Source organism: Saccharothrix stipae, from assembly GCF_054781895.1.
Window position 1 is genome coordinate 274,002 of record NZ_BAAGTN010000002.1, and the last position, 14,200, is coordinate 288,201.

Here is a 14,200-nt window from a genome sequence, read left to right on the forward strand (position 1 = left end):
GGGGGTGCGGGGGCCAGGGTTGCGCCATGACCGTCACCGGAGTGGAGCGGCAGCCGACCAGGCTCTTCCTGGCCGAGTGCTACCTGTACGCGGCGAACCCGCGCGAGGTCGCCGCCGCGATGACGGCGGTGCGCGCCGCCGCCGACCTGTGCGCCGTGCCCGTGACCATCAGGTGCTGTCTCGCCGTACCGGGCGACGACAGCTACTTCTGCGTCTTCGCCGCGGACGGCGTCGAGGCGCTGGAGCGGGTGTTCGGCCGGGCGGGGGTGTCGTTCGAGCGCATCGTCGAAGCCACCGCGGTGCCCTGGGACCGGGCCATCGGGACGCCCGGGTTGGAGTCGGCACGCCCCTCATGACGGTGCTCCCGGCGGTGGTGGGCACTGGGGGCCCGCGGTCCACCGCCGGTCATGCCGGCGGAAGGTGGGACTGCCCGCCTTTTCTTCCGCCGGCTGGGGCCGGTGTCACACCTGGGGGGGTGGCACCGGCCCTGCGACACCTTTGTCCGCGTCATCGGGTCTCCCCCGTGTGACCTCGGCCGCCCGCCTCGCCGACGGGCGGCGCCGCCGGCGATACTGGGCCGGTGACCGCACGAGAGCCCCGCCTGGAGATCGAGTACTGCACGCAGTGCCGGTGGTTGCTGCGCGCGGGCTGGACCGCGCAGGAGCTGCTGACCACGTTCACCACCGAGCTGGGCGAGGTCGCGCTGGTACCGGGCACGGGCGGCGTGTTCGACGTCCGGCTCGACGGCGAGACCCTGTGGTCGCGCAAGGAGCAGGGCGGTTTCCCCGAACTGGCCGCGCTCAAGCAACTCGTGCGCGACCACATCGCCCCCGACCGCAACCTCGGCCACTCCGACCACCACCGCACGGCACCTCGGGAGTAGGCCGTCGTCAGCGGTAAGTACGCCGCGACCTCGTTCTTCGCCAACCTCAAGACGGAGATCGGCACCACCGTGTGAGCCGGGGCGATCATGTGAACACCATTATCCTGCGAGCGAGGACTTGGGTTCACAGGTGCCCCGACTGCACGAATTCGGGGCACCTGTGAACAATTCAATCCCTGACCGCCGGGCAAGCGACAATTGCGCGGAGGCGCGGTTGAGAGCGGGTCAGCCCTTTCGCACGGCGTTGCCGCCGAGACCGTCGGTGTACCTGTAGCCGGAGCATCCGACGGTGTCTTCGCACACCCGGTACCGAGCCACCCAGTACGCGGTGGCGGTCCAGTCGTCCTTGGCGCACGGCGACGCACTGCCGTTGCTGTCACCGCGCTTGTGGTAGCTGCCGTTGTTCAGGTAGTACTCGGTGTAGACCCCATGACCGTCGGCCTCGCGGTCGCAGACCTGGATGATGTCGTCGTTGACGCCGAGCGTCTCGGCGTAGTCGCTTCCGTGGGTCGCCGGCGTCGTGTAAGCGCTTGCCGGTGCAGCCCCGAAAACGAGTGCCACCATCGCGATCAGCGCACCCAACAAGACCTTGAGCTTGCTCATGTACTTCCCCCTTGATGTCACCCGAGTAGTTGCCTGTCATGACCGGCATCCGATGTGCAGGTGGACACTAAGCTCGACCGTTGACGTAGGACTAAACATCGACTAAATATTCCAACCGAGTGACAGTTTCGACCGGTCTCGGATTCTTCCGATCCGCAAAAATGGGGTCACAGTGCGGCAGGGGTGCACTGTTCTGTCCACCAGATCGGAGCTATGCGCGTTGTGCAATTCGCGGACGCAGGCCCGATGCGGCCGGCGAAAGCCCTTCTTGCCGTTGAGCGGTATGCGTCGTCCGGATGGCACCGCACGACGAACGGGGCCCCGCGGTGGTGCGCGGGGCCCCGTCCACTTCGTCGGAACGGTCAGCTGGTCGGGAAGTTGTCCGAGGTGCTGATCCGGCTCTTGAGCAGCGAACCCGACTCGGTCAGCACGCCGCTGCCGGAGTAGTCGCCGCCGTTGCAGGTGCCCGGACGGAGCGCGGCGCTGCTCTCGTTCGCGTCCGAGTACGTCCAGTTCGCGTAGCCGATCTTGAGCTGGTCCAGCAGGTCCAGCCAGGCCACCGTGCTGGCCCGGTCGAACGTCCCGCCGCCGGTGGCCAGGACGGTGCCGAACTCCGTCACGAACAGGGGCAGCCGCGACGCGGCCCGACTGACCGCGGCGCGGTAGTTGTCCTTGTGCGAGGCGGCGTAGAAGTGGAACGCGTACATGATGTTGGTGGCGTTCACCGGGTTGTTGATGACCTCGGTCTCGCTGGAGCCCTCGGACACGCCCAGCGACGACCACGCCCGGGTGCCGACGATGACCACGGCGTCCGGGTCGGCGGCGCGGATCACCGGGATGACCTGCTCGGCGTAGCTCTTGATCGACGCCCAGCTCACGCCGTTCGGCTCGTTCGCGATCTCGTAGATCACGTTCTTCTTGGCCGCGTTGCGCTGCGCCACGGCGGCGAAGAAGGTCTTCGCCCGCTCCAGGTTGAAGTTCGGGTCACCCGGCGTGAGGATGTGGAAGTCGATCATCGCGTACATCCCGCGCGCCTCGGCCATGTCGACCAGGCTGTTGACGCGGCTGGTGAACCCGCTCGGGTTGGTCTCGTAACCCTGCTCCTGCACGTACATCGCGATGCGGAACAGGTCGGACTTCCAGTCGTTCGCCAGCGCGTTCAACGAGTTGTTGTTGTAGCACTTGTCGAACCACTGGATGCCGTGCGTGCTCATGCCGCGTAGCTGGATCGGGCGGTTGTACTGGTTGCACAGGTTCACGCCGCAGACCCGCAGCTGACCGTTGATCTCGACCGGCGTGCGGCCGACCGGCGGGTTGGTGGTCGTCGTGGTGGTCGTGCTCGTGGTCGACGTCGACGTGGTCGATCCCGTGCAGGCCACGCCGTTGAGCGTGAACGACGTGGGCGTCGGGTTGCTGCCCGACCACGCGCCGACGAACCCGAGGTCCGTCGAGGCGCCCGTGCCCAGCGTCCGGTTCCAGTCCACGTTGGTGGCGGTGGCGGTGGAGCCCGACTGGGTCCACGTGGCGTTCCAGCCCTGGGTGACCCGCTGGGAGCTGTTCGGGAAGGTGACGCCGAGCGACCACCCGGTGACGACGTCACCCAGGTTGGTGACCTTGACGCTGGCCTGGAACCCGCCGTTCCACTGGCTGGTGACGGTGTAGTCGACCTTGCAACCCTGGGCGGCGGCGACGGCGTTCGGCAGCAACGTCGTCGCCGCGGCACCGAAGGCGACCGCGCAAGCCGCAAGCACTGCGGTGGAGCGCTTCACTGAGCCCCTCCTCATCTCGTTCGACCGTCTGGGAGCGCTCCCAGACCCGCCGGGAACGTACACCGGAACATGAGCGGACGTATAGACCCCGTCTCGCAGAGTGGCACAGCGTGGTAACCGACTGTAATCGCCGAACGCCTGCTTGCACCCCTGAAGCGGCGACGGTCCACCTGACACGCGGTGGCGACGGCCGGCTCGACGCCGGTCAGGCGACCGATCCGGTCCGGTCACCAAGGGCGCAGGTCACACGCGCCCCTCCCCCGCCCTCGCGCACTGACGGCACGCGCGAGCCGACGCGGCGACCACACCGTGCGCCGCGATCGCGAGCACGCCGGCGAACGCCGTCAGGAGCCACTCGGTCGACAGGGCCGAGGTGACCACGAGCGCGACGGCGGCGAGCGCCATGCCCACGGCGGCGGCGGACGCCGTCCACGCGACGACCGACGGCAGCCGGTGCGGGGTGGGCAGCCGGCGGGTCAGCGGACCGGTCGCCGTCAACGCCGTCACGGCGAGCAGGCCGGCGGCGGTCGCCACCGCCGCCAGGTGCGCGGCGAGCGCGCCCAGGCGCCAGTCCGGGTCGCCGGCGGCGGTGTGCACCAGGAGTTGGCACACCACCAGGACCGGCACGGCGACGGCGGCGACGCGGGCGGTGCGACGGGTCTGCGCGATGGTCAGCTCGCGCTGGAACGACGGCGCGATCTCGTCCGCCGCACCGAAGTCCCGCACCGCGCGGCGGGCCGCCCGGTCGTGGGGCACACCGGAACGCGTCTGCGCCTCCACCGCGTCCGCGAGGCCGTCGCGGACCTCGCGCATCATGGCGGCCTTCGCCCGCGCCGGACCGTGCAGGGACGTGGTCAGCGCCGCCACGTAGTCCTCGACCGGGTCGACGCGCTCCGCGATGCTCACGTGACCGGCCTCGCGGACGCGGTCAGGTCGAGGACGGCGCCGATCGCGGCGGTGAACTCCTGCCAGGTCGAGCGCGCGGCGGACAGGCTGCGCCGTCCCGCGTCGGTGAGCTCGTAGCAGCGCCGCGGCCGGTCGGACACGGGTTGCCAGCGGCTGCGCAGCAGCCCCAGCCGCTCCAGCCGGTTCAGCGCCGGGTAGACGGTGCCGGTGCGCAGTTCCAACGCGCCACCGCTGCGTCGCTGCACCGCCGTGATCACCGCGTAGCCGTGCAGCGGCCCCGGTTCGAGCACCGCCAGCAACATCGCGTCCAGGTGCCCGCGCACCGCGTCCGCCTTCATGGGTTGGCAGCCTACACACCGGTTAGGTAGATGTGGTACCTATTGGCAGCCGACATATGTTGTCTGCCTACGTACCAAGGAGCCCTGGTGACCAAGCTGCTGCTCTCGGTCCACGTCATCGCCGCGATCCTCGCCGTCGGGCCGATCGCCGTGGCCGCCTCGCTGTTCCCCCGCCTCGCGCGCGAGTCGCCGACCGGGACGGCGGTGTTCCTGCACCGGACGTGCCGCACCTACACCGTCGTCGGCGTCGCCGTGCCGGTCTTCGGCGTCGCCACCGGCGCGAGCCTGGGCGTGCTCGGCGACGCGTGGCTGCTGGTGTCGGTGGTGTTGACAGCGATCGCGGCGGCCCTGCTGGCGTTGGCGATCCTGCCCGCCCAGCGGCGGATGCTCGACGGCGTGACCGGGGTGGCGAAGCGGCTCGCCATGACGACCGGCGTGTTCAACCTGCTGTGGGCGACCGTGGTGGTGCTGATGATCGTGCGCCCCGGTTCGACGACGGGGGCGTGACGTGCGCGCGTTGCGGATCGCGGCCGGGGTCGAGCTGCTGTCCCTGGCGGCCCTGCTGGTCAACCTGGTGACCGTGCACGCGAAGCCGGTGACGTCGCTGACGGGTCCGGTGCACGGCACCGCCTACCTCGTCGTGATCGCGCTCACCGCGCTGCTCCCGGGCGTGCCCGCCGGCGTCCGGTGGCGCTCGGTCGTCCCGGGTGTGGGCGGGCTGCTCGTGCTGCGCCGGATCCGCCGGGCCGGCTGAGCCGACAGCCCGGTGCGGTGACCGCGTGGTCACCGCACCGGGCTGTGCGCTACCTGATCAGCTGGCGGCGCAGGTCGGCGTGATGCCCGACGCCGAACCCGTGCCCTGGAAGCCGAACTCGGTCGACATCCCGGCCGCGACGCGGCCGTTGTAGCTGACGTTGCGCCACTGGACGGCACCGGAGTTGCCGCTGCGGTCGGCGCTCCACGCGTTGGTGACCGACACGCCGGACGGCAGGTTGGTCGTGACCGTCCACCCGTTGATCGCCGACGAGCCGGCGGTGACCTTCACCGTGGCGACGAAGCCACCGGTCCAGGAGTTGAGCGACACCGTGGCGGTGCAGCCACCCGGACCGTTGGTCGTGGTCGTCGTGGTCGTCGTGGAGGTGGTGGTCGACGTGGACGTGGACGTCGTGGTCGACGTGGGCACGGTGGAGCCGCCGCCGTTGAGGGCGTTCAGGGTCGAGGTGTAGGCGGCCTTCTTGTTGCCCGAGCCGTCGAACAGCAGCGGGGTGCCCGACGCGCGCCAGGAGTCGGTGTCGCGGATGCCCCACACGGTGATGCCGGTGCAGCGCGCGACCGCCAGGCAGGCCTTCACGACGCGCTCGTAGTTGGCCGCCTGTGCGGAGCCGGAGCCCTCGATGTCGAGCTCGGTGATCTGCACGTCCACGCCCAGGGCCGCGAAGCTCGACAACGTGGTCTGGTAGTTGCCGGGCACCGGGCTCTGCGGGTTGAAGTGGGACTGGAGGCCGACGCAGTCGATCGGCACGCCGCGCTGCTTGAAGTCCTGGACCAGTCGGTAGACGGCCTGGGTCTTGGCGTGGGTCCAGTCGTCGGTGTTGTAGTCGTTGTAGCAGAGCTTCGCGCCCGGGTCCGCCGCGCGCGCCGCGCGGAACGCCGCCTCGATCCAGTCGTTGCCCGTGCGCTGGAGGTTCGAGTCACGACGCGCACCCGAACTACCGTCCTGGAACGCCTCATTCACCACGTCCCACGCGTAGATCTTGCCCCGGTAGTAGGTGGCCACCTGCGTCACGTGGTTGAGCATCGCGTTGCGCAACGCGGTGCCGGACATGTTCTGCATCCAGCCCGGCTGCTGCGAGTGCCACGCCAGGGCGTGCCCGCGCACCCGCATGCCCTGGGATCGGGCGTGGTTGACGATCCGGTCACCGCTGGCGTAGCTGAACTGGTTCTGGTTCGGCTCCGTCGCGTCCATCTTCATTTCGTTCTCGGCGGTGACCATGTTGAACTCGCGGTTCAGGATCCCCATGTACGTGGAGTCGCCCATCCTGCCCGCGGCGACGGCCGTGCCGAAGTAGCGACCCGACTCGGCCGCCGAGGCGCCGAGCGTGGTCCCGGCGTTGGCCGACGTCGCCAGGAGCACCGCGGCACCCGTGGTGGCGGTCACCAACGTCGACACGAGAGCCGCTCGCAACACTGACCTCGATGTCAGCTTCATGTTTCGCACCTTCTGAGAGCACCTGCGGGTTCGGCAGGTGGTTGGTGGTTGGTTGTCGGGCGATCCGAACCGCCGGGCGGGGTGGTCCGGACCCGATCACTTGGCCGAGGAGGGCCCGGTGCCACGGGATTCCTCCCCGCCAACGACGGTTGTCAGCCGGTGGGTTCGATCTCGGAGAGTGCGCAGCGCAGGGGGAAACCGTCGGGGGCGGCACCCGACCGCGTCCGGCCTGAAACTTTTAGAAGTATTAACCGAAACAGATAGGCCTGGCAAGCACTGAAACTATCGGGCAGTGCTGACGCACAGCAGCCCACACGTCGTTCGGGAGGCGTGAGACCGGGCCTGAATCGATCGCCCACCAGCCGGCGAGATAGACCATAAGACCTGTTGAGATGCCTTTCTCCGGCCTCTGAACCGATACCGGTACACCGCTCGTGACGAGAAGATCGATACCACGCAAGCTTCGAAACTCTTCGAAATAAGATTCGCAAGTTTCTGTTATCGTGTGCTCCGGTTACCGGCAGGACGATCCGCCATTCGCACCCGTGGACGTGCGTTCAGAACTCGATCGGCCAGCCCGTGTAGGCCTCGGCGAGGTGCGTGGCGGCGGCCGTGCTGGAGGTGACCAGCTCCAGCTCGCCGAGCTGCCGCTTGAGGTCGAACGGCGAGCCGGCCGGGTCGGTGTGCAGCATCGAGGTCATCCACCACGAGAAGTGCTGCGCCCGCCACACCCGGCGCGACGCGGTCGGACCGTAGGCGTCCAGCGGCTCGGTGGACCCGGTGGCGAAGTGGACCTCCAGCGCGCGGGCCAGCACGGCGACGTCCGCCACGGCGAGGTTGAGCCCCTTCGCGCCGGTGGGCGGCACGACGTGCGCGGCGTCCCCGGCCAGGAAGAGCCGGCCGTGGCGCATCGGCTCGCACACGTAGCTGCGCATCGGGATCACGCCCCGGTCGAAGATGCGGCCCTCGGCCAGGCTGAAGCCGTCGCCGGCGACCCGGGCGTTCAGCTCGGCCCAGATCCGGTCGTCGCTCCAGTCCTCGGCGCGTTCGTCGGGGTCGCACTGGAAGTACATCCGCTGCACCTGCGGCGTCCGCGTGCTGATGAGCGCGAACCCGCAGGCCGAGTGGGCGTAGATCAGCTCCTTCGAGGACGGTGGCGCCTCGGCCAGGATGCCGAACCACCCGAACGGGTAAGCCCGGAAGTAGTCGGTGCGGTCGGCCTCGGGGATCGAGCGCCTGCTGATGCCCGAGGAGCCGTCGCAGCCGGCGATCACGTCGCACCTCAGCTCGACGGGGGTGCCGTCGGCGTCGGTGAACGAGATGACCGGGTCGTCGGAGGTGAGGCCGTGCAGCGCCACGTCGGTCGCGCCGAACCGGATGTCGGCGCCGGCGGCCAGGCGTGCGGCGATCAGGTCCTTGAGCACCTCGTGCTGCGGGTAGAGCCAGACCGCGCGACCGGCGAGCCCGGTGAAGTCGATCCGGTGGCCGCGGCCGCCGAACCGCAGTTCCACGCCCTCGTGCCGCGCGCCCTCGCTCAACGCCCGCGCGCCGACGCCCATGGCGGTCAGCAACTCCACCGTGTTCTGCTCCAGGACACCGGCGCGGATGGTCTGCTCGATCGCCTCGCGGCCGCGCGTCTCGACGACCACCGACTCGATGCCGCGTTCGGCCAGCAGGTGGGACAGCACCAGTCCGGCCGGACCGGCACCGAGGATCCCGACTCTCGTTCGCATGGGTCAACCCAAGGGCGACCCGGGTCCGTTCGCCAGGATCGACTTCCACTGGGTGGAAGTGGCGGCGACTTCCGCCGGCGGTGCGGTTACGTTCGGTGCCCGGCGTGGCGTGGTGCCGCGTTGCTCGCGTTGGCGTTTGACTTTCGGCGTTCGATGTTCGGCGTTCGACGTCTAGGAGAACCGGCATGGCGGTCAACGGCGACACACCCAGGCGTTCGATGGCCGGGCGGGCGCTGGCGCTGCTCGGCGTGTTCGACGCCGCGAACCCGCGGCTCCGGCTCACCGAACTGGCCCGGCGCACGGACCTGCCGCTGGCCACCGTCCACCGGTTGACCGCCGAACTGGTGTCGTGGGGTGCGCTGGAACGTGACACCACCGGGCACTACACCATCGGCCTGCGGTTGTGGGAGGCCGCGACGTTGGCGCCGGTGGCCGGTCGGCTGCGCGAGATCGCCCTGCCGTTCATGCAGGACCTGTACGAGGCGACCCGCGAGAACATCCACCTCGCCGTGCACGACGGCTTCGACGCGCTGTACGTGGAGAAGCTGTCCGGGCACCGCTCGGTGCCCGTCGTCTCGCGGATCGGCGCACGGCTGCCGTTGCACCCGACGGGGGTCGGCAAGGCCCTGCTCGCCCGTGCCGACGGCGAGTTCGTGCGCAGCTACGTCGAACGTCCCCTGCGTCGCTTCACCCGGTACACGATCACCGAGCGCGCGCGGTTGCTGCGCGATCTGCGTACGACGGCCGATCGCGGGTACGCGTTGACCAACGAGGAGATGACGCTCGGCTCGTGCTCGGTGGCCGTCGCCATCCCGGCCGAAGGCCACCGGCCCGCGGGCGCGCTGGGCATCGTGGTCCGCTCGGTGCGCCCGGACCTGCACCGGCTGGTCCCGGACCTGCGCGCCGCCGCCGAGGCGATCGCCCGACGGCTGGACGACGAGGCGGAACGCACCGTCCGCGCACCCGAGCGTTGAACTCGGGGTACGCGGACGTAGGACACGCGCGTTCTGAACGTAGGACACGCGCGGGCTGAACGTAGGACACGCGCGGGCTGGAGGTAGGACTCTCGCGGGCTGGAGGTGAGGGGTGGGGGTCAGGGGGTCGGGAGGTGTTGGAGTTCGCGCTTGTTGGTTTCCTGCAACGCGAGCACGCACACGACGGTCAGCAGGCAGAAGCCGGCGATCACGAGGGAGATGAGGGTCAGCCCCTGGCCACCGCTCGCCCGTTGGATCGCGGCGAACAGCACCGGGGCGACGCCCGCGCCCAGTCCGGCCACCTGGTAGCCCAGCGACGCACCCGTGTAGCGGTTCTCCGTGCGGAACAGCTCGCTGTAGAGAGCCGCGAGCGGCCCGTACATCATCGGGTGGATCACGCCCTGGCCGAGCACCAGCGCGACGGTCAGCAGCACCGTGTTCCGGCTGTCCACCAAGGGGAACAGGACGAACGCGAACGCCGCCATCGCGATCGCGCCCGCCACCACCACCGGCCGCCTGCCGAACCGGTCCGACGCCGCCGACCACCCGAGGATGCCCACCACGGCGCAGGCGGAGGACAGCGTCAGCGCGTTGAGCACCGTCTGGCGGGCGTGACCCGCCGCCACGCCGTGCGCCAGCACGAACGTGGTCAACGTGGACTGCGCGACGAACGCGGCCAGCCCGACCCCGATGCCCAGCAGCAGCACGCGCGGGTGGTCGCGCAACACCTCCAGCACCGGCACCCGGCGCTTGACGCCGACCTCGCGCACCGCGCGGAACGCCGGCGTCTCCTCCACCCGGTGCCGCACGAACAGCCCCACGCCGAGCAGCACGATGCTGATCAGGAACGGGATCCGCCACCCCCAGGAGAGGAACGCCCGCTCGCCCACCAGCGCGGCGGTCCCGGTGAGCGCCAGCGTCGACAGCACCATCCCGCACGGCGCGCCCGCGTTGGTGAACCCGGCCCACAGGCCGCGCCTGCGGGTGGCGTGCTCGGCGGACATCAGCACCGCGCCGCCCCACTCGCCGCCGACCGCGATGCCCTGCACCACGCGCAGGAGGACCAGGCCGACCGGCGCGAGCCCGCCCACCTGGGCGTAGGTCGGCAGCAACCCGATGAGGAAGCTGGCCACACCCATCAGCGTCATGGTCAGCACCAGCACCCGCTTGCGCCCCAGCAGGTCGCCGAAGTGCCCGAACAGGACACCACCCAGGGGCCGGGCCAGGTAACCGGTGGCGAACGTGCCGAAGCTGGCGATGGTGGCCACCACGGGGTCGAGCGAGGAGAAGAAGACCTTGTTGAACACCACGGCGGACGCGGTGGCGTAGAGCAGGAAGTCGTAGTACTCGATCACGCTGCCGAGGAAGCTCGACGCGACGGCGCGGCGGAGTTGCACGTTCGATGCGTTCGACGTGGTCGACATGGTGGCCCCCGGTTCACGTGTAGTGCCGGTAGACGGCCGGCTCGGCCCGACCGCCGGTGACGGCAACCTCGCCTCGCAAGCCCGTGACGGGGAACATACGGCAGTTTCGTGACGGCCGTCCAGAGTCTGCCCAATATCGTTTTCCGGGCAGCGCGGAACCGCCGTGCCACGGGGAGGAGGAGCGCCGGGTCGGTCAGGCCGGCGGCGCGGAGGTGCTGTTTCGCAGGACCAGCCGGGTGGGCACGAGCGTCGTGCCCGGCTCGACGGGTTCGCTGCGCACCTGGCGCAGGACGCGTTCCACGCAGCGCCGGCCGACCTCGGTGAAGTCCTGGTGCACGGTGGTCAGGGGCGGGACGAACGAGCCGGAGTCCGGGATGTCGTCGAAGCCGACCACGCTGACGTCCGCCGGCACCACCTTGCCCCGGTCGTGGAACGCCCGCAGCAGCCCCAACGCCATCTGGTCGTTCGCGGCGAACACCGCCGTGCAGTCCGGCTCGTCGGCCAGGAGCAGCCCCGCGCGGTAGCCGGACTCGGCGGACCAGTCGCCGCGCGCGAGCGGGGGCACCGGCCGCCCGGCCCGTTCGAGCTCGGTCCGCCACGCCGTCGCACGCCGTTCGGCCGCGAACGACTCCTCCGGCCCGGCCACGTGCCACACCGTGCGGTGACCGAGGCCGAGCAGGTGGCGCACGGCCTGGCGGGCGCCGTCGACCTGGTCGGTGTCCACCACGCTGTAGCGGTCGTCGGCGTCGGAGTCCACGACCACGACCGGCACACCCGACGGGAGGCTGACCGTCGCCGCGTCGAGCAGGTGGATCTCCATGATCACGATCACCGCGTCGACCGCGAGCTCGCCGAGCCGGGTGAACGCGCCGAGCACGCCGTCCCGGGTGGGCACGGCGACCGGGATCAGCGTGATCGCGTAACCCTCTTCGGCGGCGTGGTCGACGATCGCCTCCAGCGTCCGGCTGTTGCCGACGGTCGACAGCGTGAACAGGATGACGCCGATGGTGCGGAACTGGCCGTACTTCAACGCGCGCGCCGCGCTGTTGGGCCGGTAACCCAACTCCTGCATGGCCGCGAGCACCTGTTCCCGGGTGGACTCGACGACACCGGGGTGGCCGTTGGACACCCGCGACACGGTCTGCGCCGACACACCGGCACGGCGGGCGACGTCCGCCATGGACACCCGTCGGGTCGGCCGCGCGGGCGGATCCGGTGGCACGTCGGCGGCCGACCTGGTCAGGCTCACGCCAGCAACTCCCTCCCGCGCCGAGCCTTGACGCCACGGCACCGCGCTGTCACTATAGCGCCGAAATGTTTGCGTAAACATGCATCGCAGGAAATCCACCTCCCGCGCTCCACCCCGAGACGCACACCGGCACAGCCGTCGATGTTTGCGCAAACATCATCATTGCGAGCCGTCCGCGACGACGCGGCGGGAAGTGAGGAGCACCGTGGCACCACCTCAGCCCGCCACGCTCGTGCCCGACGACATCGGGACGGCACCGGCGGGGTCGACCTCGCCGGGCCCGACGCGGTCCACGCCGGCGCGACGGCGTCGCTCCTGGGTCGGCTGGCGGTTCGTCGGCCCGTTCCTGGTGGTGTTCGCGCTGGTGTTCCTCGCGCCGATCGCCTACTCGATCTACCTGAGCCTGTTCCGCAACCGCCTGGTCGGCGGCAACTCGTTCGTCGGGCTGGACAACTACGGGCAGGTGCTGGCGGACCCGCAGTTCTGGGCCGCGGTCGGCCGGGTGTCGCTGTTCCTCGTCGTCCAGGTCCCGCTCATGCTCTTCCTGGCGCTGCTGGTCGCGCTGGCCGTCGACAGTGGACGGCTCTACGGGCGCAACTTCTTCCGGCTCGCGGTGTTCCTGCCGTACGCGGTGCCCGCGGTGGTCGCCACCCTGATGTGGGGCTTCATGTACGGCACGCGGTTCGGCCTGGTCGGCAACGTCAACGAGGCGTTCGGCATCACCCTGCCGGACCCGCTGTCGCCGGAGTGGGTCCTCGCGGCCATCGGCAACATCGTGACGTGGGAGTTCATCGGCTACAACATGCTGATCCTCTACGCGGCGCTGCAGGTCGTGCCCAGGTCGCTGTACGAGTCGGCCGAGATCGACGGCGCGAGCCAGCTGCGGGTGATCCTGTCGATCAAACTGCCCGCGTTGCGCGGCGCCCTGCTGATCGCCACGATCTTCTCGATCATCGGCAGCTTCCAGCTGTTCAACGAGCCGGCCATCCTCCAGAAGCTCGTGCCGAACTCGATCACCACCTACTTCACGCCCAACCTCTACGCCTACTCGCTGTCGTTCTCGGGCCAGCAGTACAACAACTCGGCGACCGTGGCGATCGTCATGGGTGTGATCACGATGGTCGTGGCCTACCTCGTGCAGTTGCGCGGCATGCGGAAGGACGGCTCACGATGACCGCACCCACCCGCACCCGGCCGGCCGGCCACCGGGTCGCGCCACTGCGCCGGGCGCGGCCGCACACCGCGGGCAGGCCGCGGCGCAGCCTGCCGCTCACCGCCCTGACCGGGCTCGTCGCCCTCTACTCCCTGGTGCCGCTGGCGTGGCTGTTCATCAACGCCACCAAGACGCAGCCGGACCTGCTGTCGTCGTTCGGCCTGTGGTTCGGCGACGACTTCGCGTTGTGGGACAACATCACCCGCACGCTCTCCTACGACGACGGCATCTTCGTCCGCTGGCTGTCCAACACCGTCCTGTACGTCGTGGTGGGCGCGGGCGGCGCCACGCTGCTGGCCGCGATCGGCGGCTACGGGCTGGCCAAGTTCGACTTCCCCGGCAAGCGCGCGGTGTTCGCCGTGGTCATCGGCGCGGTGGCGGTGCCGGGGACGGCGCTGGCCGTGCCCACGTTCCTCATGTTCAGCCAGATGGAGCTGACGAACACGCCGTGGGCCGTGATCGTGCCCAGCCTGATCTCCCCGTTCGGCCTCTACCTGATGTGGACGTTCGCCGCCGACGCGATCCCGGACGAGCTGCTGGAAGCGGCCCGCCTGGACGGCGCGGGCGAGTTCCGCATCTTCTTCCGGGTCTGCCTGCCGCTGCTCGCGCCCGGCCTGGTCACCGTGCTGCTGTTCACGTCCGTGGCGACGTGGAACAACTACTTCCTGCCGTTGATCATGTTGAAGGACCCGGACTGGTACCCGCTGACCGTGGGCCTGAACGCGTGGAGCGCCCAGGCCATCACGGCGGGCGGCGACGTCGTGTTCGACCTCGTGATCACCGGCTCGCTGCTGACCATCGTCCCGCTCATCGCGGCCTTCCTGCTGCTCCAGAGGTACTGGCAGTCGGGCCTGGCCGCGGGCGGGGTGAAGGGATGACCCGTCCCGCCACACCGCTCA

Annotated in this window: 15 protein-coding genes; 7 read left to right on the plus strand and 8 right to left on the minus strand. The window is 70.0% G+C overall.

Annotation, left to right across the window (positions count from 1 at the left end):
- The first annotated feature begins 26 nt into the window (after positions 1 to 26).
- Entirely contained in the window at positions 27 to 356 is a 330-nt protein-coding gene (locus ACYVLT_RS04210) for a hypothetical protein (protein WP_461118754.1), read from the plus strand.
- A 224-nt stretch (positions 357 to 580) separates the two neighbouring features.
- Positions 581 to 883 (plus strand): Rdx family protein, encoded by a 303-nt coding sequence (locus ACYVLT_RS04215; RefSeq protein WP_461118755.1) that lies wholly within the window; start codon positions 581 to 583, stop codon positions 881 to 883.
- 225 nt (positions 884 to 1,108) lie between these two features.
- Here the strand turns inward: ACYVLT_RS04215 and ACYVLT_RS04220 are convergent, their stop codons facing one another.
- The 4 genes from ACYVLT_RS04220 to ACYVLT_RS04235 form a co-directional block, all read right to left on the minus strand.
- Entirely contained in the window at positions 1,109 to 1,486 is a 378-nt protein-coding gene (locus tag ACYVLT_RS04220) for a hypothetical protein (protein WP_461118756.1), read from the minus strand.
- Between the two features lie 362 nt (positions 1,487 to 1,848).
- Complete coding sequence (locus tag ACYVLT_RS04225; RefSeq protein ID WP_461118757.1) at positions 1,849 to 3,255, minus strand: cellulase family glycosylhydrolase; 1,407 nt, start codon at positions 3,253 to 3,255, stop codon at positions 1,849 to 1,851.
- 243 nt (positions 3,256 to 3,498) lie between these two features.
- A complete protein-coding gene (locus ACYVLT_RS04230) occupies positions 3,499 to 4,161 on the minus strand; it encodes a permease prefix domain 1-containing protein (protein ID WP_461118758.1) in 663 nt (220 codons plus the stop codon).
- A complete protein-coding gene (locus tag ACYVLT_RS04235) occupies positions 4,158 to 4,499 on the minus strand; it encodes a PadR family transcriptional regulator (RefSeq protein WP_461118759.1) in 342 nt (113 codons plus the stop codon). The genes ACYVLT_RS04230 and ACYVLT_RS04235 overlap by 4 nt, the downstream gene beginning before the upstream one ends.
- A gap of 87 nt (positions 4,500 to 4,586) precedes the next feature.
- Here ACYVLT_RS04235 and ACYVLT_RS04240 point away from each other — a divergent pair, with 87 nt between their 5' ends.
- Both ACYVLT_RS04240 and ACYVLT_RS04245 read left to right on the plus strand, forming a co-directional pair.
- Positions 4,587 to 5,006, plus strand: coding sequence for a hypothetical protein (locus ACYVLT_RS04240; RefSeq protein WP_461118760.1), 420 nt, complete (start codon positions 4,587 to 4,589; stop codon positions 5,004 to 5,006).
- Position 5,007: 1 nt separating this feature from the next.
- Positions 5,008 to 5,253, plus strand: coding sequence for a hypothetical protein (locus ACYVLT_RS04245; RefSeq protein WP_461118761.1), 246 nt, complete (start codon positions 5,008 to 5,010; stop codon positions 5,251 to 5,253).
- A gap of 57 nt (positions 5,254 to 5,310) precedes the next feature.
- Here ACYVLT_RS04245 and ACYVLT_RS04250 read toward each other — a convergent pair whose 3' ends face one another.
- Both ACYVLT_RS04250 and ACYVLT_RS04255 read right to left on the minus strand, forming a co-directional pair.
- Positions 5,311 to 6,708 carry an endo-1,4-beta-xylanase gene (locus ACYVLT_RS04250; protein ID WP_461118762.1) on the minus strand — a complete coding sequence of 466 codons (1,398 nt, stop codon included), beginning with the start codon at positions 6,706 to 6,708 and terminating at the stop codon, positions 5,311 to 5,313.
- Positions 6,709 to 7,265: 557 nt separating this feature from the next.
- Positions 7,266 to 8,441: a 4-hydroxybenzoate 3-monooxygenase gene (locus tag ACYVLT_RS04255; protein WP_461118763.1), complete on the minus strand. Its 1,176-nt coding sequence runs from the start codon at positions 8,439 to 8,441 to the stop codon at positions 7,266 to 7,268.
- Positions 8,442 to 8,626: 185 nt separating this feature from the next.
- Between ACYVLT_RS04255 and ACYVLT_RS04260 the strand changes: the two genes are divergently transcribed.
- Positions 8,627 to 9,415, plus strand: a complete 789-nt coding sequence (locus ACYVLT_RS04260; protein WP_461118764.1) for an IclR family transcriptional regulator — start codon at positions 8,627 to 8,629, stop codon at positions 9,413 to 9,415.
- 119 nt (positions 9,416 to 9,534) lie between these two features.
- On the opposite strand, the gene ACYVLT_RS04265 is transcribed toward ACYVLT_RS04260, so the two are convergent.
- Together ACYVLT_RS04265 and ACYVLT_RS04270 are read right to left on the minus strand one after the other, a co-directional pair.
- Positions 9,535 to 10,839, minus strand: coding sequence for an MFS transporter (locus ACYVLT_RS04265; RefSeq protein WP_461118765.1), 1,305 nt, complete (start codon positions 10,837 to 10,839; stop codon positions 9,535 to 9,537).
- Between the two features lie 193 nt (positions 10,840 to 11,032).
- Positions 11,033 to 12,088 carry a LacI family DNA-binding transcriptional regulator gene (locus ACYVLT_RS04270; RefSeq protein WP_461118766.1) on the minus strand — a complete coding sequence of 352 codons (1,056 nt, stop codon included), beginning with the start codon at positions 12,086 to 12,088 and terminating at the stop codon, positions 11,033 to 11,035.
- 205 nt (positions 12,089 to 12,293) lie between these two features.
- Between ACYVLT_RS04270 and ACYVLT_RS04275 the strand changes: the two genes are divergently transcribed.
- Together ACYVLT_RS04275 and ACYVLT_RS04280 are read left to right on the plus strand one after the other, a co-directional pair.
- Complete coding sequence (locus ACYVLT_RS04275) at positions 12,294 to 13,262, plus strand: carbohydrate ABC transporter permease (RefSeq protein WP_461118767.1); 969 nt, start codon at positions 12,294 to 12,296, stop codon at positions 13,260 to 13,262.
- On the plus strand, positions 13,259 to 14,179 hold the full coding sequence (locus ACYVLT_RS04280; protein WP_461118768.1) for a carbohydrate ABC transporter permease: 921 nt from the start codon (positions 13,259 to 13,261) through the stop codon (positions 14,177 to 14,179). Before ACYVLT_RS04275 ends, ACYVLT_RS04280 begins: the two co-directional genes overlap by 4 nt.
- Positions 14,180 to 14,200: the final 21 nt, after the last annotated feature.